This is a genomic window from Lentisphaera profundi (assembly GCF_028728065.1).
Lineage (GTDB): Bacteria > Verrucomicrobiota > Lentisphaeria > Lentisphaerales > Lentisphaeraceae > Lentisphaera > Lentisphaera profundi.
Genome location: NZ_CP117811.1, coordinates 917,137 through 943,525, shown reverse-complemented (window position 1 = coordinate 943,525; position 26,389 = coordinate 917,137). Strand labels below are relative to the sequence as shown.

Genomic DNA, 26,389 nt, shown 5'->3' with positions numbered 1-26,389 from the left:
CTTAAATCGTACTCACAATTTTATAACACTCTTGAAAGTCAATTAAACCTTCTTGCATCTTGCTAATGGCGTCATCAACTAAAGAAGGAATATCTTGGCGCTGCATTTCCTTTCTTAGATTTTCATCATTGAGTTCAGAGTGAATGAGGGCTTTGAAATTATTGTCAATTTGTATCACTTCGAGTATAGGCATCCTATCCAAGTAGCCTAAACCTCCGCAATAAAGGCAACCCTTTTTAACTGCGACTTTTGTACCGGCTAAATCTTCGCGCTTAATGAGTAAAGCTTGCTGCTCTGTCAACTCAGTGCTTGTACAACAGTTTTGACATAACTTTTTGACGAGCTTCTGGGCAATACTGACTCGCAGTGTCGAAGCTATCATATAGGGTTCGACACCTATATCAGCCAACCTTACTACTGCAGCTGAGGCAGAATTGGCATGAAGACTCGAGAGCACCAAGTGGCCCGTCAAACTCGATTTGATGGCAATTCCAGCTGTTTCGGCGTCTCTAATTTCCCCTATCATGATTACATCTGGATCATGTCTAAGTATGCTTTTTAATGCAGAGGGAAATGATACTTTATCCGATTCATCAACGTTAACTTGAATGACATTATCTACCTGATACTCAACGGGATCTTCGACAGTTATAATATTCACATCTTTACTCTTCAATATATGTCTAAGCGACGCGTAGAGACTGGTGGATTTACCTGAGCCAGTAGCGCCGTTGATCAAAATTAAACCATTGTCACGTTGGATTTCTTCATGATAAATAGCTAAATGCTGTTTTGACATACCAATTTTATCAAGCGTCAGAGCATCTGAGTTTATCCCCAAAAGTCTCAAGGTCATTTTTTCGCCATTAATTGAAGGGATTGACGCCGCTCGAATATCTACTTTTTGATGAGTCCCAGGTACTTTGTAAGTCAGCTTGCCATCTTGAGGTGAGCGTTTCTCCGCAATATTCATTTCCGCTAAAATTTTTATGCGTGAAATTAAGCCGTTGTAGGAATGTATAGGTATAGTTTTATAGGTTTCCAATTGCCCACTCACCCGAAAACGAATTAAAACTTTATCTTCCTTGGGGTTGATGTGAATATCCGAAGCTGATTTACTTACGGCAGTAAAAATAATTTCATCCGTTAAGCGAATAACTTCATTTTGATCATTTTCTAAACTGACTTTGTTTGAACTCCGATAGTGTAATTTAATTTTTTCTTTGAGTTTTTTCGGGTCAGCTTTTTCAAGTTTGACGTCTTTGCCAAAATACCTTTTAAGATCACTTGGCTGATGGCTTTCCGGTTCTCCTGCTATGACATATATTATACCGTTTATTTCCGTACAGGGTAGTAGCAGCTTCTTTAAAGCGATATTTGACGGAAGCATAGCTACTAAAGCGGGGTTGAAAGTTATTTTATCTAAGTCGATCACAATATACACATCTCTATTAAACGATTAGAGAATCTTGTTTATTGGCCAAAAGCATCACGGTTTCACGGCTCAAAATACCCTTTTTCAAAAGCTCAGAAAGGTGTCTTTCAAAGGTTTGCATACCTTCTTGATGAGCCATTTCTATAGAGGAATAAATTTGCCGAGTCTTGCCTGTTGCAATTTGGTTCTTAATTGCATTGTTAGCAAATAGTATTTCGCATACAGGTACACGTGTTCCTTTCTCGGCTTTTTTGCCATCTGCAATCACTAAACTTTGAGAGATAATAGCTCTAAGACTTAAGGATAATTGCCTTCTCACGGAGCCTTGTTCATCGGCGGGAAATACAGAAATCAAACGTTCTATGGCACTGGTAGTATCTTCGGAGTGCACTGTGGCAAAAACCAAATGTCCTGTCTCGGCTGCAGTTATGGCTGTTTTAATCGTGTCGATCTCTCGGATCTCACCAATCAGGATAACGTCTGGATCTTGTCTTAGAGAGTCAACTAGAGCCGCATGAAAACTGGGGGTATCTATGCCCACTTCACGTTGATTAATCAGAGACATCTTACTCTCGTATATATATTCAACTGGCTCTTCAATAGTGATTATATGCCTATTCTGCGTAGAGTTTATTCTTTCTATTAAAGCGGATAAAGTCGTCGATTTACCCGAACCCGTAGAGCCACTTACAATCACAAGTCCATTTTTCATTTCACAAACTTTATAGAGGAGATCAGGCACACCAAGCGACTGTAATTCATTGATCTTATCAGAAAGTAGTCTCAAGGAAAGACTTAGGGAATTTGATTGTTTAAAAAGGTTGAACCTAAAACGTTTTTGATTATAAAGAAAGGAGCCATCTATGGCACCTCGCTGAGCAAATTTTTCAAATTTGGGGGGCTCGATAAAATTTTTCATGCCATCTAAAATGGACTCTTTGGAAATCCCGCATGTGCCCGCGAGAGGCACGAGTTTTCCTAGCAGACGAAATCTCGGACTTTGATCAGATTTTACATGAAGATCAGAAGCTCCCACCTCAATACATCTAGCCAATAAAGCTTCTAATTTAATCATTCTTGTTTCCAAATTGAAATTGTATATTTTGTGCTGGCATTTTCTTCTGCTTTTAAAGAAAAATTCACCGGAATAAATTGACTGCCTGCGCAAGCCCGAAGCATTTTGATGAGCTTATGGTAATCACCTGATAGAGTGAACTGCGTCAGCTTTTTTAAATCCTTATTTAATGACTTATTTTTTACTAATTTTTCGGAATATAAGCTGAGCTGATACTCTTGGAAAAGTTGGTAAATATTGATCTCTTTACGTTTTTCATCTTTTTGAACTTCATCATATTTTTTTAATTCACTTAAGTTTTTGTTGAGTTCTTGATAGAGCTTTAATTTTTTATCTTTTTTCAGAGTGCTAAGCGCAGTTTTTAAATCCTCTAGCTCTTTATTGGACTTATTAATTTTTTTGTTGAGATAAGACTGCCTAGCTTCATAATTAAATACAAAGGCTTTAAGGTTGACGTATAATATATAGAAAAACACCGGGGCAATAAGGGCTTTTAGAAGATGTTTTTTCACAATTTTCTTCCAAGGCTGATCTTAAATCTCCAAAGCTTATGATTATTGATCATTTCTTGACTAATTGTTTTTTCCGAGACAATGACGTCTAGGCTACTGTCAGCTTCTAGGCCTTTAATGAACTCTTGGATTTTTAAGACATTGAGTGTAATCCCCTGTATAGTGACCACATCTTTTTGTGCGCTATTTACATGAGTTAATTGGGAAGAGTCATCTATAGATTCAGCCATACACTCTAGTAAATCAGGCCAGAAATTGACATTCTTGAGGACGATTTCCTTGTTTTTCAATTTTGCCCGTTCTTGTTCGAGGTCGGGGATTTTTTCTATTTGCATTTTAAAGCTTACTTTTTCAGCCTTAAAATCCTTGACTTTGATTTTATTTTTGGTGATCAGATTTTCTAAATTTTGATTGCTATCATAGATGGAAAATAAGCAGTATGCGAACAGGCTCACAGATAGTAAAAAAGACGTTAATAAAGGAAAGGATTTCTTGAGATTTTTTGGCGTACTTTTAAAATTGAGAACGGGAGAAGTTCTCAGTTTATTTTTTAAAGCTTTGATTAAGTCTTTAGTTTTGATTTCATCGAATTTCACTTCAGAAATATTCCCTTCCAAGGGAATGATATCTCTTTTAGCTAAGTTGTAGATCGTAGGGCTCTTCATTGAATTCTTGACCAAGTATTGTTGAACAGCTTGATACTCACTTGTTAATGAACTGCTAAAATGATAAGAATTTTTCGATTTTGAGCTTTGACAATGAACCGTATTTTCAAAAATCTCTACGCTGTTATTTGTATAGAGACTAGCGAAAAAACCTGCTGGATGACCTAAGTAGGCAAGCTTGCCATCAGCTTGTAAACAGACGTTTTTTAGTTCATGAACAAAGTTTTCCTCTGTGAGCAAACAGTTATAAGTGTGCTCCGCCTCTTTATGAAATATAAGCACGGGATTATCCGGAAGGATATCAACCACATTTTCGAGCTCAAATAAGAGGAATTGTTGTATTAGAGATTTATTCGTCGTGGGTGTTTGCTTGCTTAAATCTAGAGTGTGTAGAGTCAGTTTATCTGAGAATAAATAGATCTCAAAATTAGAGGTGAGTTGTGAACAGAAAGCCTCTAATAACTGACTGACTTCTTCATGATTATTGTCCTTGAGGACAAAGTCCTGAACTTCTTGGTTTTTTGAACTGAAGTTAAGAAAATATAATTTGTCTGAAATATGGAGTAGTAGGTACTTGGTCATATAATCACTCAAACTCCAGTAAGATATCAGTTTTTATGGTTTTTATGATTCTTGGAGTTGAGGTACCATCCACTTGTTTTTCTTCCCAGGTACTGTCCTTGAATAGGTAGTGTTTTTGTTCATTAATATCATAAAGACTGTCTTGGTCACTTGGCCTTGTAAAATCATAGCTACTGCCATTCCAAGTAGCGATACTATTCTCTTCACCACTGAAATCGCCACTTGCACCACTAGATGAAATTAAATAGGTGTCGCCATCACTTGGACCAATAGGAGGACTGCTTAAAGTCTCTAGGATTTCGTGGTCAGTTATTAATTGGGCATAAAAAGCACACAGTCCTTTCGGCAGATCTACGGATGTATCGGCACTATTACTAATGTCTTGTTCTACAGCTTGAAGGATGCCATCTAAAAAATAGACGTAGGTAACTTTGGCCGTGAATTCACTGGGGATACCTGAAAGTGAAATTGTTCTTGGATAGAAATGTAGCTCGCCGTATTCAAAGACTTCTGATTCGGAGTAGCCCTTGGCGTGGAGTTTTATATCATCATTATCAGAATTTGAATCCGTAATACTGATGGAATCATAGTCTCCCCTCTCTAGGATGAGGCTGTTGAGCAGGTTTTCATTGACCGCTTCGTAGTAGGGACCATTCCAGCCACCGTACAAATGCCCATCTACGCCATTTATAGTGAATTCCTCTTTGCGATAACGTTTGCTGGAGTCGCTAGGAGCATTCCAGAGATCATTAATATTACTGGGAAAAGACCCCATGTCATTTAGGTAGCCATTGGGGATGGCGCTGCCATCGTAATCTCTAATAGAATTATCACCAACAATCGCAGTCGCCATTGCGATCACATTCTTTTTGTATTGTGTTTCAATGCTTTGCTCTAAAATGGGTGAAGCTACAGATGCTGCAAAAGAAGCGACCAGAACAATAATCAGTAAAACGACTGACATCTCTAAAAGGGTGAAAGGTTTTTTATTCATGAATTGTTCGTTAACTATAGAGGTTTACCTACTTCTGAAACTTCGCTAATGAGGACGTGCTAACAAGAGAAAATCCCCCTTTTAATTCAAAAGGGGAATTTTCATTACCACTAAAACAAACTAAGAAAAATTATTCCGTAGCTTCGTAGTATTCAGCTATGTGATCTTGAATATTAAGAAGCACGCCGTCTTCGTTAGCTACAACGCCTGCTAACTTAGCTTTTTCACCACTTACATTAAAAATAGCAATAAATCTTCTATAGCTGTCTTCTGGTCTTTCTGCACCTTCTGGAAAATCGTACGGTACTGCAGTCATAGTTACCCCTACAGCAGTTAATGCTTCGCCAATGCCAAAAGCTACATAGGTATCAGTCGCACTATTCGCATTCCCAAGGGCGACCCGTACATCTGCTGCTGGTACTGTCGCAACAACAAGTGAACTATCGACAGCTGAGTCAGAATCTACATCTGAGGCCTGAAAAGTACTTAATTGAGCACCAGCTTCTACACCATCCTTATCAAATAATTCGTGTACAATAGTTATTCCCGCACTGTTCAGTGCATCAGCTTGATCGGTGGGAAGAGTTGCTACACCAAAAGCAGTGGAATATGCATCTGCGCCAGAACTTGTAGGATCAATTAAATTATCCCAGTTATCAGGCATACTAAACTTCTCAATTTCAAATCTATTAATTTGGGCCTCAAGCTGCGCCATGTTACCCGCACCAGTTGCACCGTGTGAACGCTGTGCGTAACCAAGTGCTTTTGGAACGACGAGACCTGCAAGTGCTACGAGCACGACAAGGACGACTGCAATTTCAATGAGTGTGAAGTTGCTTTTAATTTTGTTTTTATTTTTCATTCTGTTTCCTATTACTTAAATATAGATATATGGAGTTTATTATTGATAATGATAACCCATTATCAATATTAAACAATAACAAGATGAAATTATATATCAAACCCTTTTCACGAAATAATTGATAATTCATTATCAATAAGGATCGTCCTCTAAGAATTTGACTACAATTGAAGTCGCTAAGCTTATGCAAAATTATTAAAGAGGCTTGTTTTGATCACTTATGGAATTGTAAATGAATTTCGGGTCGCTTTTTTTTTGTGCAAATGAGTACATCACTTGCCTTAGGTTTTAAAGAGAGTAAAATCTTCCTATATTAAATTTATTTTGCGGAAAACGCAAAGCAATACGGAGATATCAATATGTCTGAAAAGAAACGTTATATGATTGGCATTGACTTGGGTACAACCAATTCAGCCCTTGCATACGTAGACACCCTCGACCCCGATAAAAATATTCAAGTTTTAAAAGTCCCCCAACTCATTGCTCCTGGAGAAATTGAAGCACTAGATTCTCTCCCTTCTTTTCTTTATTTACCTGATGATAATAGCGTCAACTCAGGCAAGTTTGATTTCAATGGGCAAGACGATAATTCTTACTGCGTGGGTTCTTATGCTCGTAAAGTAGCGAGTGAGCAATCTTCTCGCGTAATTTCATCGGCAAAATCTTGGTTGTGTTCCGCAGGACAAGATCCAACGAGTGATTTTTTACCTGCTATTGATGATGCCGAAAAAAAGTTATCTCCCCTAGAGGCGATGACTCGTTACCTTAGACACCTTAAGAATGCTTGGAATACTCAAGTGGCAACTTCGCCGGATGAATATATTGATCAGCAAGAAGTTGTTCTCACTGTACCTGCATCTTTCAATGCTTTAGCTCGTGAACTCACGGTGATGGCTGCAGAAGCCTGTGGCATCTTCCCCAATCTTCTTGAAGAACCCCAAGCGGCTTTTTATTCTTGGATAAAAGAAAACGAATCAAACTGGCGTGAAAAAGTAAGTGCCGACTCATCAGTTTTAGTTGTTGATATTGGTGGTGGTACAACAGACTTTTCACTCATTGGTGTAGATGACAAAGATGGCAATATGGAATTACAGCGTTTAGCCGTGGGCAATCACTTGCTTCTCGGTGGCGATAACATGGATTTCACCCTCGCCTATGCGATGCAACAGAAATTGGGTAAACGTTTAAATTCACGTCAATTCAGTTCACTCGTTCATCAATGTCGCCAAGCAAAAGAACGCATTTTAGGTTCAGAATCTCTCGATAAAATCGATGTCACTATTTTGGGGACTGGCTCGAGCCTCATTGGTGGTAGTTTAAAAACTGAACTAACAAAAGAAGAAGTCGATCAATTCATTATCCAAGCCTTCTTACCTGAGTGTGATTTAAATGATACAGCTCAGCGCCAAGAGCGTTCAGGCTTACGTTCCTTCGGTCTCAACTTCGAAAGTGATGCCGCCATCTCTAGACACTTAGCTGAGTTCATCAAAAATAATGAAAAAATGCCTAAGACCGTATTATTCAATGGTGGTGTCACTAAAGCGAGCCAATTACGCGAACGAGTGAGTTCGATTATTAATTCATGGTCAGGTGAAGAAATTGATGTATTAGCCGACTCCAACCCTGACTTAGCCGTCGCTAAAGGTGCGGCTTGGTATGCATTCGTTCGTCAAGGCAATTCTATCCGCATTAAAGCGGGTTCAGCACTTTCTTATTATGTTGGTTTAGAATCTTCCATGCCAGCAATGCCCGGTTTTGCTCCTCCCGTGGATGCCATTTGTGTTATTCCTCAAGGAACTGAAGATGGAACGACTTTTAATATTCCTATTGATGACCTTGCCTTACTTGTGGGAGAAGATAGCCAATTCCGCTTCTTCTGTACTAATTCACGTAGTGAAGATGAGCTTGGAAGCATTATTGAAGATGCCGATCTCGAACTCGATGAATTACCTTCCTTGCATAAAAACTTGAGCCTTGAAGAAGATGAAGCCCCACGACTTATCCCGATTACGATGAAAGCCATTTTTACTGAGATTGGCACTGTCCAAGTTTGGGGAGAAGCTAAATCTGGAGAACAGAAATGGCGCCTAGAATTTGATCTTGGTGAAGAAGGGAAACAAGTATAAGTATGAGCAGTCGTTTCATTGTAGGAATTGATCTAGGCACTACTAATTGTGCCTTGTCTTATGTTGATTTAGAGACCTCAACCGAGCCCCAGCTCTTTGAAGTTGAACAAGTCACTGCTTATGGTGAAAAACACCAGCAGTATAACTTACCAAGTTTTCTTTATCGCTGTGAAGAAAATGAGCAGGCTCAATTAGCCTTAACTTGGGACAAGAAACCCCAATACGTCTGTGGTGAATACGCTCGTCGCTTTGGCGGCGCAAAATCAGATCGCTTCATTCATTCAGCTAAATCATGGCTCGTTCACAAAGCCGTTGATCGCGAACAAGCGATCCTCCCCTGGGGAATTGAAGAAGAGCATAAAATTAGTCCGGTTGCCGCTTCTTCTTTCTACCTCAAGCATTTACGTGAAGCCTGGAATAAAAGCTTTGGTCAAACAAAAGATAAAGAGGGTTCGCCCTGTATTCTAGAAGACCAAGAGTTAGTAATCACTGTGCCTGCTTCTTTTGATGAGGTTGCCCGTGAATTAAGTTTAAAAGCCGCCTTTAATGCCGGCTTTAAAAAAGTAACTCTGCTCGAAGAACCCTTAGCCGCCTTTTATTCTTGGCTACAAGTTAATAAAGAATGGCAAGACACTTTAAAGAATGGTGAACGCGTCCTCATCGTTGATATTGGCGGTGGCACAAGCGATTTCTCCATGATCGAAGTCAGTGATGATGGTGCACTTAGAAGAACTAGTGTAGGACCCCACCTGCTTTTAGGTGGTGATAATATTGATAGAACTATTGCTTTTGAAGCCCAAAAACGCGCCAATCGCAAATTCAATAATCGTGAAATGAGTTCACTTATTCAAGAAGCTCGTCGCGCCAAAGAAAAAGTCCTGAGCGATGAACAAGTCAATGAAATTAATTTATCGGTTCATTCTGGCGGAAGTTCTTTACTCAAAGGCATGTCCCTAATAAAATTTAATCGCCAAGAAATTCTCGATATTATTCACCAAGGATTTTTTCCGAGTATTCAAATTGACGCCGCAGAACCCGATCGTAAAGTCGGTTTGCGTACCTTAGACCTCCCTTATGAAAGAGATCCCGCTATCACCAGTCACCTACTCTCTTTCTTACGTAGAGACGCTCAAATATCTACTCTGAGTGAAATTAAATTCCCTGAGCATATTTTATTCAATGGTGGCACCATGATTCCTCTGAGTTTCAGAGATCAAGTCATCAATCAAATCAATTCTTGGTCGGGTCAAAGCATTAATGCATTAAACTCTAAGGGTCTCGATATTGCCGTGGCTCATGGTGCGAGTTCTTATGGTTTAAGTCGAAGTGGCTTAGGTACTCAAGTCAAAGGTGGTATTGCACGTTCTTATTTCCTCAAAATCGATAGTCAAGAGGGATCCAAATTCATTTGTATCATGCCTCGCGATACCGAAGAGCATAGTATTCAAGTATGTGACAAGATCTTCACTTTAAAAACTAATAGCATCATTAGCTTTCCACTGTATAGCTCCGAGACTCGCTTGTTAGATAAAACGGGTGATATACTCAATAGCGATGCAGAAGACATTTCAGTTCTTTCACCACTTAGCACATCCATTTCTCACGGTAAAAAAGTTCAAGATATTCGCGTTAAACTCAAATCCTCCGTGAATGAAAGCAATTCTTTAGAAGTGTGGCTAGAGGCTTTGGATACTGATCATCAGTGGCAGCTGCGTTTTGATTTACGTCAGCTTCATGAGCAAGAGAATTCAGATGATCAAGAAGAGACGATCACAGTGAATGAAAGACTCCTTCAAAAAGCGAGTGAATCAATCAATTCTGCCTTTGTGAAAAACGATGCAAAAGCCCTCAATTCACTGATGAAAAATCTAGAAAATGACTTGGAGCTCAAAAGAAAAGAATGGTCTGTGGTTCTTTGTCGCCGACTCGCTGATTTATTGCTTGAATTAGATATTGAACTCATTCGCAAGAACGCTGCTACCGAAGCCCGTTATTATAATATCTTAGGCTTTATGATGCGACCTGGCTTTGGTAATTCCCATGATCAGTTCCGCGTTAACAAACTTTGGCCCTTCTGGTTTAAAGGCGTTCAAAATAAAACTGATATCCCAAGCCAAGTCGAATGGTGGACCCTATGGCGTCGCTGCTCTGGTGCCTTAAGCCGTGGTAGACAGGAACAAATGGCACATAAAATTCATGGTGAACTCAGCTCTAAAAAAAGTCTTAACCCACAATTATCTCGAGAACTCAAGCGTTGCTTAGGTGCTTTAGAATTGAGTCCCATTAAGTTTCGCAAAAAAGTTTTAAGTGAATTCATGGAGCGAGCCACACGTTTGGATGAAGTTGAGCTCTGGATGATTGCCCGCATGGCGGCTCGTCGTCCAGTCTATGCCCCTTTAGACTTAGTCTTACCGGCTAAAAGCATTAGTTCTTTGGCTACACTCATCATGCAAACCAATCCTAAAAAGCTAACTAATATGCATTTTTTATGTATTAGTCGCATCATGAGTTTAACCGCTAATCATGCCTTAGATATGCCTGAGAAAAATAGAATTGAAGCCTCCAAGTTTCTAAGTAAGAACAATGCGGCAAAACATTTCATTCAACAAGTCAATGAGCTCGTCGAAGAAGATGTCGCCAGCCAGAGCCTAGTACTAGGAGATAGTATTCCCATAGGATTGAAGTTACACAAGGATTGAGTCTTAGTAGTGGCTAAGTATCAATCTTCTAGCTTTAGCAAGATTCGATATTTAGAAAAGTTAAAAGACTTTATTTATAGAGCCTCAGTATTTTCTGGGGCTTTATTGTGTTTAAGTATTTTGTATTTTAGAGCCTTGAGTAAATCTTGATCTTTACAGTTGCCTACTACAGTTAGTTTTTTTCCTTTAGCTTTTACAGAAAGTCGCCACGCACTCGGCTTACCATTAGTTTCCATACTACAGGCCACATCCAATTTCACCTCATCTCTTGTACACTCAATGAGTTTAGTTCCCAGGGGGTGAGTTTGTTTGATCATTAACTTCTCGCCTTTTAAGGCTAACTCTCTTCTTACGAAGGTAGAAAAGTAAAAGATAAAAAGTGACACCATAAAAAATATACCTACGATAAACATGACGAAATACTCATTAGATTTAATCGCGTAAGCCATTCCCGTGCCCGTGCCACACAGAAAAATGAAACTGAAAAATACTGCACTCAAACTGCGCATGGCGGGGATTGAGATAAGCAGGCCTTGAGTCATCGACTGCATCTTTATTTTATTCTTTTTTAAATTAGTCTCCAAATCATAATCTGATTCAGCTAATCTCTTTTCTTCAAACACTTCTACAGGTCGATCTTCAGATTCTTCAGTTACATAAACAGGAATTTTAAATTCTTCTGAGAAATCTACCCCAGGAGTATCTGCCGTCGCCTTCAGTTCCCAATATTTTGTATCGCCATCGGATTGAGATATTCGTCCACCACTAGGGATTTCAAATTCAACGGGAAGTTCCGTACTAAAGTAGCTATTTGTGTTATTATTAGCTTTTATGATTTTGCTATCTTCCCATAAGACGTCTTTATGTGTGCTTCTATTTTTTCCTGATCCCGTCGTGTACTGATGAATATTTTTCAAAGTGATTTTAAAGCCATCCATTGCTTGGACTTCCATAGGTATTTTGATGAGGCCTTTGCATGCACCTCCAATGACTCCTGGGTAAGTTTCCATGTGAAAATTCACTTTACCATACTTTTTATTTCTTATGAAATGGTAAATAAAAGTGCCTACTAGGCCAAAGGCAATTAACTGAAAAAGTCCGATAATCCCGTAGGCAAACCAAGGAACTTTTTTATCTGAATTGAGTATACCTGCCCAAAAAGGCATCATAAAAAGATTCATGAAGACTGCTATGCAAAATAAGACCCATACACCAGATGAACTATCAGCCAAAATAATGGAGCTATGCCATTTTTTATTCTTTTTCCAGGGTTCGTCGGGGAATTGTGCGGCTAATAATTGCTCTTTCTTACTTTTTTTCCCAGAGAAAATCGCAGCACAAATTATGCCACCACCCACAAGAGCAAAAACTAAACCAAAGGGAATCATAAAGAGCAACATTTTGAGGCGAAGACTACGATCGAGAATAACTTCTTGAGGGTTATCTGGATTTATGTAGCAACTTACTTGCCCGGCATTAGCATTATTTAATGTTGCGTATAATTCTTGATGATACTTCGAGACATTGCCCGTAGTCATATTAAAGGCCACTTTGTCAGATGAGTAGCTTTTACCTTGATATTCATAAGTATATTCAGCTACCACTTTCACCGAATCACCATGGCCATCTAATTTGAGCTCCGTAAGTACGGCAGGAACTTCTAGCCAGTCTTTAGCGAGATGATTTTGATAAGCCGGCTTAATCCCTAAGAACATCACAAATAAGCCTGCCGCTAAAAATGGCAAACCAAAAATCGCTAAAAATATATTTCCAAACGTGCTGTTTTTTTTACTCATAAAGCTCCCTACTCCCTTTATTGTATCCTTAAAGTATCTTGTTTACTTCAAGAGTTTTTGCCCCTCATCATTAACACCTGCAATAGAACGCATCTCACATTCCACTGCAAAAGTAAAGGCGCAAACCTGTAGCATATATAGCAAAGGCATAAAGAGTATGCCTATGAGTGGAATTGAATAGACCAGGCAAAATAACCAGCCTAGTCGGGCTGAATCTTTGAAGCGCATTTCACAGAGTTTAGGTACTTCTATTTCTTCCTCTGCGTAAACCATCACGACTGTTGCCATAATATCCTTACCCGAACTCCAAGCCACACCCAATAAAAATATCGGGTAACCAATAAAGGGAATCCAACTTAAACAAAAGAAGAGTAAGCCCACACCAAGAGTTCTCAAAGTTAAGCGCATACCTGTTTTTAATAGGCGAAACAACCATTTAAAACTAAAGGGCGTTGGCGGTCGATTTCGACTAATTTTCATCACCGAGGCCACCATTTCATCCGTCCAGTAAATCATGAATAAAAAAGCTAGGCGTACAGAAAAATAAACGATGAGCAAATAAGTAATAGCGAGGATTATGAGTTCACCAAAATCACGTATCCATTGCTCTGGGGTACTGAGCCAGGACAACCATTTAGGCCAATTAATTTGTCCCTGGACCATGGCTTCTAATGATTCTTTGCCAAAGAATTGAAAGGCAAAGTAAAAAGCAAATGCTAAGGATACGGAGGCGAATAAACAAATCGTCACACCAAATGCGTATTTGGCAAATAATTGTTTATCGCGAGAAAATAACTTTAAGCCCCCCTTCAATAAACTGAGGCTGCTTTCTCTTTTAATAACTCTATCTAAAGCCGATAGAATAATTTCTTGTTGTGTCAGTACTTGGGCTTGCCCATCATGCTCCATTCGAGCTCTCTCCAATTTTTAGTCTCATATAATCTGCTATAAGCATCATTATAAAAGGTAAAATGAAACTTAAAGCGAGCAACATTAGCACCCCTTTTAAGTAACGAAAGCTCAAATTCTTGAGCTCTTTCTTGGATTGTTCAGCTTTATTAAGTTCTAAGCTCAGGAGTTCTTTTAATTTCTCTTGTTGATCCTCTATCACCCAGTGACTACTTAAGCTCAAGCGCAATTCGTTTTTCATCTGCAAGAGATCATTTCTAACTTGTAGAACTTTGATATTCATGTTTTCTTCTTTTTCATCCACTGACTTCTCGTGGGAGCCTACGAAATTTTTTAAAACCGCTAACTTAGCCATGTAAGATTCCGCCAAGGCCCGGTTCTCTTGGATATCCATTTGAGCGGCAAGCTCTTCAACATAAGTATAAGCTGTATCGATATTTGCACGAGTTTGACTAAGCTTCTCTAAAGCTTTGGGGCCATAAACAGGCTGAAAATCTTTATCAATGATCACCCCCGGCTTATCTTCAATAAGTCCTTCGTCTTTGTAAGTCACAATAAGTTTTTCTATACGTGAAAGTATTTCTTCCAAATCTTTATTTAATGCCGAGATAAAAAGATCTTTATACTTAAGGAGATCTTTATCAATTTTCTTAAGTTCTTTATTTAAGCCTTCTAATTCGTTTAAGTTCCTATATGATTTATAGAGATTTACTTTTCGAAAGCTGACTTGTTCTTCTCCAAACTGTTTTAAAATTCCACTTATATTATGCTCTACAGCTTTTAGCTCTGTATGAAGTTTTTCGCTTTCATTACCTAATTGATGACTCGTTGCATAAGCACTCGCTTTAAGTTTACTGATATAATTGGCGATTTCGAGACCAGAGAGAATCAGTCCAAATAAGAACATGAGTGAACTTAGAACTTTTATATTCCGCGTATAAAAATTCAGGGTATTTAAATTTTTCATAGTCCCAAATTCTCCAATTTAAGTTTTCTTATTCTGCTCCGTAAAACTTCGTGATCGCGGATTTTTTGAGCTTCTTTTAATAATTTAATGGCTTCTAATTCAAGCCCTTTATTTTCTGACTCCGTAGCCTTAATAATTAGGTTTGCCTGTTTAAGATAAATATTGAGCAAATTGATTTTAACTGGATCGGCCTCGTCAGAAAAATCATTCTCAATTATTTTTTTAGCTTTTTCAGGTTCTAGGATCGAATCATTTTCGAGGGAGTTAAATTTTTTATCTCTTTTCGCACGAAGTTCACCAGTGCGTTGATTTTGCTCGCGCTTACGCTGCTCCAGCATGCTTCGTTCAGCTTTAAGTTGCGAGCTCTTATCCATTTTATTAATTTCTTCCAGCGTGTACCAACGATCACCGCGTTTGATTTTGCCTTTGGCTAACTGATCTTGGGAAAAACCTTCAAGAATGTGATTCGCTACGAGGGCATCCATATCGACTAAACCATCTTTAAACTTCTCTCTCACTTTCATTTTATTGAGCAAGTAACCAAAACCACGGCAAATATTACATGGGATCTTATATACCCCACTACCCCCACATGCTTGGCAAAAACCCGAAGCTTCACAAATGGAGCAATCCGTACTCACTTCCTCAAATTTGCCATCTATTTTTTCTAGGCTAATAATCTGCCCCTTACGACACTCACCATTTCGACAGGTTTTTGTGCCATTGCATTTTTTACAGGCTCGTTTCTTTTCTGATGAGCCTTCACAAACAGAACACTCATCGCCAAATTGCTCGACGCGACAGAATCCTTGCCATTTATCATCACCAATTTCCTGACTCAAGTCACTCAGTTTCTGATGAGTAATAGCCCCGTATTCAACTTTGTTTTGGAAGTAGGCACCGAGTATAGAATAAGCATAAGCAGCAGCTTTTATTTCAGATGCTTCTAAGTCTTCAATACTTTTTGAAAAGGCTTTGTATGAGGCATAGTTATCAGGAGCATTTTTATAGAGAGTCCACGATGATTTAAAAGTCATTGCTTTTTTATAATGACTTAAATCTTCTTGAGAAATAACTGTGAGTGAAACAAGGAGAAGTAAAAGTACGCGCATAGGTTTCCTAGAAAGTTTTATTTTTCATAACGCTACACGCTAAACTTTATTGTTCGTTAGTGCAAAATCATTTAGAGATTTAAAATGAACTCCAAGGCAGAAAGGTCACAATTTTTCACAGCATTTGGAGCTTCCGCGCAAACTATAGGTTTTGCATGGAAGGCAAAACCTTGACCTGAAGTATGAATCATGGGTAAGTCATTGGCGCCATCGCCCACTGCTACAGTAAAAGCAGGATCAATATTTTCTTTAGCTGCAAGCTCGAGCAAACTTTCTTTTTTGACTTGGCTATCGACAATGCCACCAATGTGCTTACCTGTGAGAGCTTCTGGGCCACACTCTAAGACATTGGCTCGTACATAATCAAAACCAAAACGCTCTTGTAAAGAATCCGCAAAATAAGTGAAGCCACCAGAAAAAACAGCCGTTTTCCAAGGACTTGCCACAAGTTTTGTCACCAAGCTTTCCATTCCTGCCATTAGCGGGAGCTCATCTTTTAATTCATCTAAGGCGGAGAGTTTCAAGCCATCTAAAAGACTTAAACGTTTCACGAAACTTTCTGAAAAATCGAGTTCCCCACGCATGGCAGCAGCAGTAACTTTTTTCACTTCGTCACCAACACCAGCTTTTACCGCGAGTTCATCAATGCATTCGCATTCAATTAAAGTTGAATCCATATCAAAAGCAATAAAGCCACTTTGGTTTTTGAAATAATCTCTCGGCAGGATAACTCCATCCGATTTAGAATTTTCCTGGAGCTTTGTAAGCAATTGCTCTTGAAGGATTTTAATTTTCTCGTCTTCTAGTTCGAGATGATAGATAAAGCAGTTGTAAATATCGTTATTTTTTTCTTCCGCTAAAGTAAAATCCATTTCTCTCGATTGGAAAAAATATTCTACTGCTGATTTTGAGGAGGCTGAATCATTGAAAGGGGTAATTAAAAAGAAGTCGTATTTCATGAAAATCTCAGTTTTAAATTAATTTTTCATAGCTTAACACCTTTAATTCATCCGTGAAGTGTCTTTGCACATTTTTCTAAAATTTTACGTAGTAAGTCACTCTATTTTACTTTTTTACAGATTCCTGAAGGCCCTGCATTATGAACTTATTATCTAAAGTCACGACATTTTTCTTCACTTTATTCTGACCTTAGATGTCAAAACCCTACCCTAATCATTCGTAGTTTGTGTAAATACATAAAACACAAGGACCTATTCACTCACATGAAAGAAATCAAATATCGCTACGAACACACTTTGGGATTTAGCGAATTCCGCAATGAAACAGGCATGCACCTACGTTTACTCCAAGATGGCAGTTTCTATAGTATTGAAAATGATGATGTCATGGTCAATCTATTTATGGGCAACGTTTTCGATGGATCGATTAACAATATTTATCTCCGTGTAAAAGAAGGTTCCACGATCACAAGTAAGCCTTTAATCAATAAAGATGCCTTATTAGCACAGTCGACAAGTGATAATGCCATTTCCTATACAGGTTCCGCCTTGGGCTGTAAGTATCACTTAGATTTCCGTCTCGCGCCACAAAGCAATCAATGGTTCTGGACCGCAACAGTAGAAAATACCGGTTCAACAAAGAAAGATATCGACTTCATCTATATCCAAGATGCGGGCGTCGCGGCCAAAGGCGCATCACTTAATAACGAGGCCTATGTTTCTCAATACATAGATCACACCATCATCAGTGACGAAAATACGGGTCAATTAATTTGCTCAAGACAAAACCTTAAGCAACACACCGGTTTTCCTTTCCTTATGTCTGGTGCCTTAGATGGTGCAGAAAGCTTCATTACCGACGGTATGCAGTTCTTTGGCCTCGAGTACAAAGAAAGTAGTCAGCCTGCCGCCCTCAGTCAGAAAAAATTAGCATCCATTCGCAAACAAGGTGAATTTTCACTTCATGGACTACAGTCAAAAACTTATTCTATTGAAGCCAATACGAGTGCTAGTTGTACTTTCTTCGCCTCCTTTTCAGTGGATCATCCAGAAATATGTTCCGATGCGGATTTAGCTTTATTCACTTCAGCACAAGAAGAGTTCGCCAAACTAAGTGAAGTTCATTTAGAAGATCATAAAAGTACTTCTCATCAAAACATTTTTGATCGTGGAGATTTCTTCCCAAGTGAAGATCTCAATGATGATGATATTGAAAAATACTTTTCTTCAGACCTCCGTAATCTAGAAAATATCAATGGCAAAAAAGCCGCCTTTTTCTATGGTGAGGATAGCCGTCACGTTGTCTTAAAACACAAAGAAATCCATTGCGAACGCCCTCATGGTCACATCATCCGTTCTGGCGAAGAACTCGCCCCATCAGATGAAGCCATTGCTTCAACTTGCTGGATGGCAGGTGTCTTTAACTCACAGGTTACTTTTGGTAATACCTCATTTAATAAAGCTATTGGCATTGTTCGTGGTTGGCTCAATATACAACGCGCTTCGGGTCAGCGAATTTTTGTTAAAGTCAATGATAACTGGCAGCAATTGCGCATGCCATCCGCTTTCGAAATACGTTTGAATGCTTGTCGCTGGATATATAAGAGTGCAGAAGAAACTATTATTGTAACAACTCAGTCTGCTATTTCCGATGCAGTTGTGGTGACTAATATTGAAGTCGAATCCGGACGTGACCTAGAGTTCATTATAAGTAACAATATTATCATGGGTGTTAATGAATACGCCAATGAAACGGTGGGACGCCAAGCAGAAGGTCGCCTCACTTTATTTCCTGGACACGATTACTTTGGTAAAAATAAGTACCCAAAAAGCCGTTTTGATATATCGGTAAAAGATGGACAAGTCGCGAGCCAATTTAAGGGTGATCAAGTGCTCTTTAATGATGGCGAATTTAAAAACTATCCCTATGCCAGTATTTCGACTGACGCTACAAATTCTTTTGAAATAGTGCTCACGGGTACAATTACTGATGACATTAAAGCCGATGCCAATGCCAAGAAATACACCGCGGCAGATTTTGACACCAGTATTTTTTCCAAAGAAGCCGATGCTTATTGGAGCAAACTCAATAATAACGCCCGCCTCTTTGGCAATAAAAACCCTGCTGTAGAAAAAATATCCGAGCTAATCCCATGGTTGCAGCACAATGCCATGATTCACTACACTAAGCCCTATGGACTTGAGCAATATTCAGGGGCGGCCTGGGGAACTAGAGATGTTTGCCAAGGACCCGTAGAACTCCTTTTAGCCTTTGGGAAAACTGATGCGGTAAAAGATGTCATCCTCGAAGTTTACAAGCATCAGTATGAGCAAAATGGCGAATGGCCACAATGGTTCATGTTTGATAAATTCTTTGATATTCAACAGGCACACGCTCATGGTGATATCATTGTATGGCCTCTAAAAGCCCTTTGCGACTATGTGGAGTACTCAAATGACTTCAGTATTCTCGATGAGAAAATTGCTTATACTAATATTGAAGGCTTTAACTTCACTGATAAAGAAGAAACTCTTTTTGAGCATATTAATAAAGAACTCGATAATATTCGCAAGTCTTTTATAGGTGATACCAAGCTCATAAGTTACGGCGATGGTGACTGGAATGATTCACTTCAGCCTGCTAATCCAGAGATGCGCGAAAAACTCGTTTCGGTTTGGACCGTAGAATTACTTTACCAAACACTCAGTCGCTACACAGTCGTTTGTGAGAAAGCTGGCAAAACAGAACTTGCCGAAGAACTCGCTCAAATCTGCGCTCAAATGAAAATTGATTTCAATGAGTACCTCGTAAAGGATGATCTCACCGCGGGTTTTGCCTTCTTTAATTCTCCTGATGATGTTGAATTACTACTTCACCCACAAGATAAGAGCACGGGTGTGAAGTATAGACTTTTACCTGCTATACGCGGTATCATCTCTGAAATATTTGATCCTGAGCAAGCTGAAAATCACAGCGAAATGATTGCCGACAAACTTCTTTTTGCTGATGGCGTTCATCTCATGGATCCTCCACCACAGTATACTGGGGGCATTTCCAAATCTTTCCAACGTGCGGAAACCGCAACTTTTGTCGGTCGCGAAATTGGCAATCACTATGTCCACGCTCATTTACGGTACATGGAAGCCATGGCAAAGCTCGGCAAAGCCGAAGAATTGATGACCGCTATGCAAGTGGTGAATCCCGTCAACATTCAAGATTCTTTTGAATCGGCCGAAATCCGTCAGTCCAACTGTTATTTCTCTAGTTCTGATGCCGATTATAACGATCGCTATGAAGCTCAAGATACTGTGGAAGAACTGCGCTCAGGTCAAGTAAAGTCTAAGGGTGGATGGAGAATATATTCATCAGGCCCTGGTATCTATGTAAACCTCTTGATCACTCGCGTACTAGGCATTCGTCGTTTCTACGAAGATTTTGTTATTGATCCAGTATTGCCTGCCGAACTCGATGGCTTAAACTTCAATTTCGATATTGATGGCAAGCCCGTTGTTTTCCAATACAACAAAGCCACAGAGAAGAAAGTTATACTCAATGGTCAAGAACTTCAGTTAAATACCTCTAGCGATAATCCCTACCGTGATGGGGGATTAAAAACTAAATGGTCCAAGTTCAGATCTTTACTCAATGATGAGTCCAATATCGTTGAAGTTTATAGCTAAATAAATCCTAGAGGGTCTACGACAAGTAGGCCCTCTATTAACTCTTAATCCAATCAAGTTTATATGCATTTACTCAAACAGATTCTTTTTCTCTTAGTCTTTTCACAGGCCGCTAGTTCTTATGCTCTTAATCAAGTGGATTCGGGCATACTGCATATGGATGGCGCTCAAGGGCAAGCTTATCAAAGTAATGATTCTCATATTCTTGATTACACTTTACCTAAACACTCAAGTATCGGCACTTGGTATAAACTCAGCAAAAATCCCGTAAAAGATTATTTAGTATTTCACTTAGAATCGAAACAGAATTTAGATGCTTTACAATTAAAAATTGAACTTAAAGGCACTCGCGGAATTCAATCCATCCCCATTAGTAGCCAAAGTCAAAAAATACTCATTGATGAAGATACTTTAGGAGAATTACGAGAGCTTGTTTTTCTCGCTTATAACAATTCAGAAACGACTAGTAAAGGCCAACTTAATTTTGATTTTTCTTTAGCTAATTGGCCTAGTACAGAACTCAAGCAAGCATCCTATCAAAGGGATGTAATCACCCGCTTGGCAAATGCTCAAGAATCTGGCGCTCTCGCTATGGATGGCGCCACTTGCTATGCTGTAGAGCCAGCCGATAATTCACAAAGTTTACAATTCGCGCTACCAGCTAATTCGATTGCAGGTTTCTGGTCAAAGCAATACCCCCAGACAATTAATAAAAGTCAGATACTCAGTTTCACTCGTAGTGAACACCATGAATTAGATGGACTCAGTTTTAGCTTAGAACTCAAAGGAAGTAAAACGACACAAATCCTTAATCTAAGTCGTGCACATGAAGAAATATTAATCGATTGGAATCACGTGGGTGAGTTAAATGAGCTCGTCTTTCTTATACACAATCCTTCTTCAAAATTGATCACCCAAGAGCTTAGCTTTGATATACATTTTCAAGCTTTGACGATTCCAGAAAACTTAGCCACAAAAAATAAATTCATTTCTCTACTCATATTTGTATTTATAATGGCAGTATTGTTTAAGCTCTTGAAGAAAATACCTTTTTCAAAATTGAGTCAAAGAGCACAAGTTTTTACTCATAGTTTAATTCTTGCTTTAATCATTTCTTGCGCATTTCTTGGCTATGGCTTATCTGATTTTATTGCTCTTCAACGCGCTCCTTATATGCTTGCACTCTTTGCTATGAACGCAGCGATCTTAATCTTGTTAAAAATCACTTATCAATCGCGACTTCCGAATTTCAAAGAAACGTTCACCCACACTTTATTCCCTGGCTTTATTATTATTTCCATAAGCTCAAACCCCGTTTGGCACACGCCAAATTCTTGGTCGGATTTATTTAAAATTGGAGGTTTTGGGGCCGCTATTTTATTAGTGCTTTATCACTGTAGTCATTTATACCTGATTAAAACTTTTAAGAAATCCCTTTCCAGTTTTTCTTCTGCAGTCATTATTTCTCTACCCATCATTTTTTCGCTCTTATTAAGCTTACAAAATGCCGATCTCTTACTGAGTTTAGCCAGCGATTTACCCGATAAACTAAAAAGCTGGTCCTACTACAATCCCATTGCCCTCGCCCTACTACGCTTTGGCATAGTATTCTTCATTGTTGAATTTACGATAAATGCACTTTCCTATATCACTAATAAACATGTGATCTATGATCGTAATGCTCATAAAAAACTTATTTACCTATGCTTCTCCTTGGGCCTCTCTCCTTTTATCGCTGATTTGGGTTCTGCAGATTTCCTACTTAATTTCCCACGACTCGTGCAAGCTGCCTTCGCTGTGATTACGACCGCTTTTTCCCAAGGCATGTTATGGGCATTTGTTTTCATGATTACGGGTGTCTTACTCGATGCCATCAAAGGACAAGGACCCGCGGCTCACACTATTCATGACCACGCCGCAACAGGACGTGGCAATGGTCGCATGTACGCAGGGTCATTAATGTTGCTTATCCAAATCTTACATATCTTTGGTCACTGGCAGTTATTTATCGATTTCTATAATTTTGCCCCTCTCCTCGTATTAAGTCTTTCTCTGTCGCTGCTCTATCCTTTAATCAAAACTATCATAGAAAGTTTTGATGGCAGCCATAGCTTCCTGCAGAGAAGCAGAGATTCCTATAAAGATAAATCACTTTACATGCGTGGCTTAATTGTGGGTATCGCCCTAGCTTTAGCCATTCATTGGCAAATCAGTGAACAGCATACTGGTATCCGAGCTTTATTTGGATTAGTCGCTGGAGCCTTGGCTTTTGCAGGTATAAACAAGCTCAACAAGAAAGGTGGCGAGAGTATAAAATCATCACTTATTGCCGCAATTCAAGGTGGTTTTATTGGTGCCGCAATCGCTTTTTATCTCGATGCGGGACAAATTCCTGTGGTCCTAGAGCGTTTTAATAAGTACAATACTTTTGGTATAGCTCCGCAAGCCTATCAATTCGATAACCTGCTTTCCAAATGGGGTCATATTAGTTTAGGTGATTATACAGGTGGCTCCAAGCTCTTGTTTAATCAGGCCCTCAATGGTGTTATTGGCTGGGGTGTTGCGGCGTGGCTCTTTGCCCTAAATCAATCACTCTTAACTGCCATCTTTAAAAAGAACTCCATTCACCTTAAACGTTTAGCTTCACGAGAAGGCGCCATTGAATTAGCAGAAGGCACCATCAGAGTTTTGCGTTGGGGACTGTGGATGTCACCCATTATTTTCACTTTCCTACGTCAGATGCCCGAAGCGACTTGGTATAATCAAGATGGAGCCGTTCACACTTTGTTTTGTATCGGCGCCGACCTCACTATGTCTTCGGATCAATTTCATAGCTGGAGCCTAGAAATCTTTATGTGGATCATGGCCTATGAAGGTTTTAGAATCCTCATTTGGTTAGATCACATGGGCCTTCGGGTTGCCACTTTAGTGAACCTCAGTTTTATTGGTATGGATGACTTAGATACACGCTTTAGTCGTTTTATAGATAAAACAGGAAAGGCGGGTTCAGTCATTCCTGAGGGCGTAAAACGCTTTATGACTTGGGCTCCACTCTTGATCCCCTATTATATCCCTCGTTCTGGCCAAGACTGGGATTATGCCTGGACTACTGCTTTGGGCATTCAAGATAAAGCTCAGCCACTTGTGGCCGCCTCTATCTCAATCCCTCAAATAATTCTACTCATTACTTTGTTGACAGTTATTCTTTTTCTTTTCTCTTGTTTCAAAAAGAGACGTTCAGAAAAAGCTCAATCCATTTCTAATCAACAATTTCAGGTCTCATTGAATTCACATGGGCAGATTTTGTCCTCAACGCATGGTGTTCGTTCTAACATCACTGTGAGTCGTCACCAAAACATAGATCACAAATCACAAGCCTCATCATTTTTAATTCAAGAAGGTGAGCGCTGGTTTAAACTGTTTGATAAGGCCGAAATCAAAAAAGAAAATGGAACGATTATTGCTACACAATCCTCTAATGAATTTACTTTTGAATTGACTCTAGATATCCCCGTTAAAGAAGATGCGGTATGCTTTATGAATCTAAAAATCAAGAACTTAAAAAATCAAGACAGAAGCCTCCGACTGATGCCGTATTTTGAGTGGTGTTTAGATAATATGAAAGAAGATTTACTTCGTCAGGCAGAGCAACGTGAATCCCAAGAAGTACTCTTAGAACCTGGTTCTAATGCACTTTATGCCTTACAGCCCACAACTTCAATGGTCGGTTTCCTCGCTTCAAAATCAGCGCCAGATAAATATCTTAGGCACAAATTATCGATGCCCCCTTATTTGAAAATCCTAGCAAACAACGACAATGGCATCATGATCCCGCTAGCGGATTACTGCATGAACTCACTTTCACTGAAAACTCTACTGTAAGTTTAAGCTATGTTTTGGGCTGTGCCTTTTATGAAGCTGAAGCGAAAAATTTAGTCAAATCTTATCTCAAGCCACAATTATAAATTTCTTTTAACTCAAAAACAGAATCTCATTTATGAAAAAAATCCTTTTACTTAGCTCTTGCCTAATGCTTGCTAGTTCCTGTGTACACACTCGTACCGAAACTAGAACAAGTACTCATGCCCCAAAAATATCATCGAAGCACAATCATACCCACGCACTGCTAGATAACTCTCTCAAGTTTATCAAAACTGAAAATGCTATGATTGATAAAGATTCTGGTTATCCCCTTGAAGGATGGAATCAAGATCCCGAGAGAGGCCTCTTTTTAAGAAGTTTTACTCAACTCTCCGCTATTGGCGAATGGTTGGAACTTAGCGCATCAATTAGTGCTGGTTATTGTGATTCGGATTATTTGAGTCGTGAGCAAGCACTCATAGCCCTGCAAAAAACAACGGCGAGCCTTTTGGCTGATCAAAAAAATCCTGCGCTTTCCGCAAAAGGCCTTCTGGTGAATTTCTTAGACCTTGGCAATGGCTCAGGTAAGCGCGTCGGTCCTTTGGGTGAAAAAGCCGGCAAAGCCAAATTCATCAAAGCACTAGATGGTCTCGATGGTGAAGCTATTTGGAATGATCTTGTCGCTGCCAGCTGGCTCGAAGCTTCGTCAGATGGCTCATGGGCAAATATTCGCCGTTCGGAAAAGTACGGAACTGAGCATTTTAAAGATAATTTAGCCAAGTATGAACAAGATAAGTACCGCATCATGGAAATTCTTGATCAGCGTGTAGTGAATATTATTTTTGGTGACAATGTCAATCTAACGGCCTCAGTAGCAAAAGCTATTGGTGCCCTACTCCACCCTAGTATTAAAGAAAGATCTGAAGCTATTAAAATGCGTCAAGAGCTACAAGTTTTTCTCGATAATCAAGCAGCAGGTTATGATTTCATGCTGGATAAAAAAACTCAATCATTCCTCTTTGGCTGGGATGCGACTAATGATACTTATACGGGTTGGGACGTCAATGGCGTTTTCAAAGAAGCCCACATGAATTCTTTCATTAATGAATTTCGCGGGCCATGGACTTTCACTGTACTCAATTATAATTTAGATATTGCGGCACTCGCAAATGCCGCCTTCAAAATCAAGCCTTATCCACATAGCTCTGGTAAAGATTTATATTCACTCGCTACTTGGGATGGCTCCGCGTTTCAATTTTTTGGCTTAACTAACTTTATGAAAGACCAAGAAACTCCTGCTTGGAATTCACTTATGCAAACCGCCGTTGATGCCCACCTTGATTTTGCTGAGCAAAATCAACTCCCTGGCTTTCTGTCCGAATCATATACCGGTAATAAAACAGAATATACTGGACATATCGGTCTCCCTACAAATTGCCTCTCAGATCAAGACCGCATTACTGATGCTGCATCGCTTTACTCACTGGGTGTTGCCAGTATGTACCGTCCTCGTGAAGTTGAACAACTCTTAAAGCGCAATTGGGAAACTATTTCACTCTTACTTACTGATCACGGTCCATGGGAAGGCTACAATACCACACAGAAAAAAGTCATCGAGTTTCAAACCTCGGCACATACCCTTGCACTTATCTTGGGACTGATTAATTCAGCTCCCGAAAATATGCAGCGCTACCTCGATCACCGTCAACTCAACAAAGCTTTAACTAAACTTTATGCTCCAGGAGAAAAAGCCATTTTCGCTCAAAACAAAATGATTTCAGCACCACAAAATCAGTCTATTAATTTCATCTTGGATAAAAACTCCAGTTTAAGCAATGGCCAACTTATTCTGAACTATAAATCTGCAAGTGCAACAAAAGCTGTTTTGACTTTTCAGCGTAGTCCCAATAGCAGATTTGGTCTTAATGAAATGAGTGACGAAATTTATCTTAGCCTAAAAAATACGAATGATCAGTATCAAACTATTGCGGTTAATCTCCCCGCTGTAGCCAGCCTTCAGGATTTAGAAAAAATCAGCATCCAATCCTTAGAAGGTCAACTAAAAATCGAAATCAAAGATTTCTCTTTTCAGCCTTTCAAGCAATAAGCTCTTTCATTAGCCGACAAAAAAACCTTTGCGGAATCCGCAAAGGT

General features: G+C 39.3%; 16 protein-coding genes. 5 read left to right on the top strand and 11 right to left on the bottom strand.

The features are described 5' to 3' along the window. Position 1: 1 nt before the first annotated feature. From PQO03_RS03950 to PQO03_RS03925, 6 genes are all read right to left on the bottom strand, one after another. Positions 2–1,435, bottom strand: coding sequence for a GspE/PulE family protein (locus PQO03_RS03950; protein WP_274151295.1), 1,434 nt, complete (start codon positions 1,433–1,435; stop codon positions 2–4). Between the two features lie 16 nt (positions 1,436–1,451). Continuing rightward, positions 1,452–2,510, bottom strand: a complete 1,059-nt coding sequence (locus PQO03_RS03945) for a type IV pilus twitching motility protein PilT (protein WP_274151293.1) — start codon at positions 2,508–2,510, stop codon at positions 1,452–1,454. Further along, a complete protein-coding gene (locus PQO03_RS03940; protein ID WP_274151292.1) occupies positions 2,507–3,022 on the bottom strand; it encodes a hypothetical protein in 516 nt (171 codons plus the stop codon). The genes PQO03_RS03945 and PQO03_RS03940 overlap by 4 nt, the downstream gene beginning before the upstream one ends. Beyond that, the gene (locus tag PQO03_RS03935; protein ID WP_274151290.1) at positions 3,019–4,269 is read right to left on the bottom strand and encodes a PilN domain-containing protein; all 1,251 of its coding nucleotides are present in this window, start codon (positions 4,267–4,269) and stop codon (positions 3,019–3,021) included. Before PQO03_RS03935 ends, PQO03_RS03940 begins: the two co-directional genes overlap by 4 nt. Positions 4,270–4,273: 4 nt before the next feature. Next, positions 4,274–5,263, bottom strand: a complete 990-nt coding sequence (locus PQO03_RS03930; RefSeq protein ID WP_274151288.1) for a DUF2793 domain-containing protein — start codon at positions 5,261–5,263, stop codon at positions 4,274–4,276. Between the two features lie 130 nt (positions 5,264–5,393). Continuing rightward, a complete protein-coding gene (locus tag PQO03_RS03925) occupies positions 5,394–6,125 on the bottom strand; it encodes a hypothetical protein (protein WP_274151287.1) in 732 nt (243 codons plus the stop codon). A gap of 359 nt (positions 6,126–6,484) precedes the next feature. Here PQO03_RS03925 and PQO03_RS03920 point away from each other — a divergent pair, with 359 nt between their 5' ends. Further along, a complete protein-coding gene (locus PQO03_RS03920) occupies positions 6,485–8,251 on the top strand; it encodes an Hsp70 family protein (RefSeq protein WP_274151285.1) in 1,767 nt (588 codons plus the stop codon). Positions 8,252–8,253: 2 nt separating this feature from the next. Beyond that, positions 8,254–10,950, top strand: coding sequence for a hsp70 family protein (locus PQO03_RS03915; RefSeq protein WP_274151283.1), 2,697 nt, complete (start codon positions 8,254–8,256; stop codon positions 10,948–10,950). Positions 10,951–11,024: 74 nt separating this feature from the next. On the opposite strand, the gene PQO03_RS03910 is transcribed toward PQO03_RS03915, so the two are convergent. From PQO03_RS03910 to serB, 5 genes are all read right to left on the bottom strand, one after another. After that, positions 11,025–12,746 (bottom strand): DUF3592 domain-containing protein, encoded by a 1,722-nt coding sequence (locus tag PQO03_RS03910; RefSeq protein ID WP_274151282.1) that lies wholly within the window; start codon positions 12,744–12,746, stop codon positions 11,025–11,027. A gap of 42 nt (positions 12,747–12,788) precedes the next feature. Beyond that, complete coding sequence (locus tag PQO03_RS03905; RefSeq protein WP_274151281.1) at positions 12,789–13,655, bottom strand: EI24 domain-containing protein; 867 nt, start codon at positions 13,653–13,655, stop codon at positions 12,789–12,791. Continuing rightward, positions 13,645–14,622 carry a hypothetical protein gene (locus PQO03_RS03900; protein ID WP_274151279.1) on the bottom strand — a complete coding sequence of 326 codons (978 nt, stop codon included), beginning with the start codon at positions 14,620–14,622 and terminating at the stop codon, positions 13,645–13,647. The genes PQO03_RS03905 and PQO03_RS03900 overlap by 11 nt, the downstream gene beginning before the upstream one ends. Next, positions 14,619–15,734: a DnaJ-like cysteine-rich domain-containing protein gene (locus PQO03_RS03895; RefSeq protein ID WP_274151278.1), complete on the bottom strand. Its 1,116-nt coding sequence runs from the start codon at positions 15,732–15,734 to the stop codon at positions 14,619–14,621. The genes PQO03_RS03900 and PQO03_RS03895 overlap by 4 nt, the downstream gene beginning before the upstream one ends. 71 nt (positions 15,735–15,805) lie before the next feature. Next, positions 15,806–16,693, bottom strand: a complete 888-nt coding sequence (serB, locus tag PQO03_RS03890) for a phosphoserine phosphatase SerB (RefSeq protein ID WP_274151276.1) — start codon at positions 16,691–16,693, stop codon at positions 15,806–15,808. A gap of 264 nt (positions 16,694–16,957) precedes the next feature. Between serB and PQO03_RS03885 the strand changes: the two genes are divergently transcribed. The 3 genes from PQO03_RS03885 to PQO03_RS03875 all read left to right on the top strand — a co-directional run bounded on the left by PQO03_RS03885 (position 16,958) and on the right by PQO03_RS03875 (position 26,342). Continuing rightward, on the top strand, positions 16,958–20,374 hold the full coding sequence (locus PQO03_RS03885; RefSeq protein ID WP_274151274.1) for a GH36-type glycosyl hydrolase domain-containing protein: 3,417 nt from the start codon (positions 16,958–16,960) through the stop codon (positions 20,372–20,374). A gap of 63 nt (positions 20,375–20,437) precedes the next feature. Further along, positions 20,438–24,256: a hypothetical protein gene (locus tag PQO03_RS03880; protein ID WP_274151273.1), complete on the top strand. Its 3,819-nt coding sequence runs from the start codon at positions 20,438–20,440 to the stop codon at positions 24,254–24,256. Positions 24,257–24,371: 115 nt separating this feature from the next. Next, positions 24,372–26,342: a hypothetical protein gene (locus PQO03_RS03875; RefSeq protein ID WP_274151272.1), complete on the top strand. Its 1,971-nt coding sequence runs from the start codon at positions 24,372–24,374 to the stop codon at positions 26,340–26,342. The last annotated feature ends 47 nt before the right edge of the window (positions 26,343–26,389 follow it).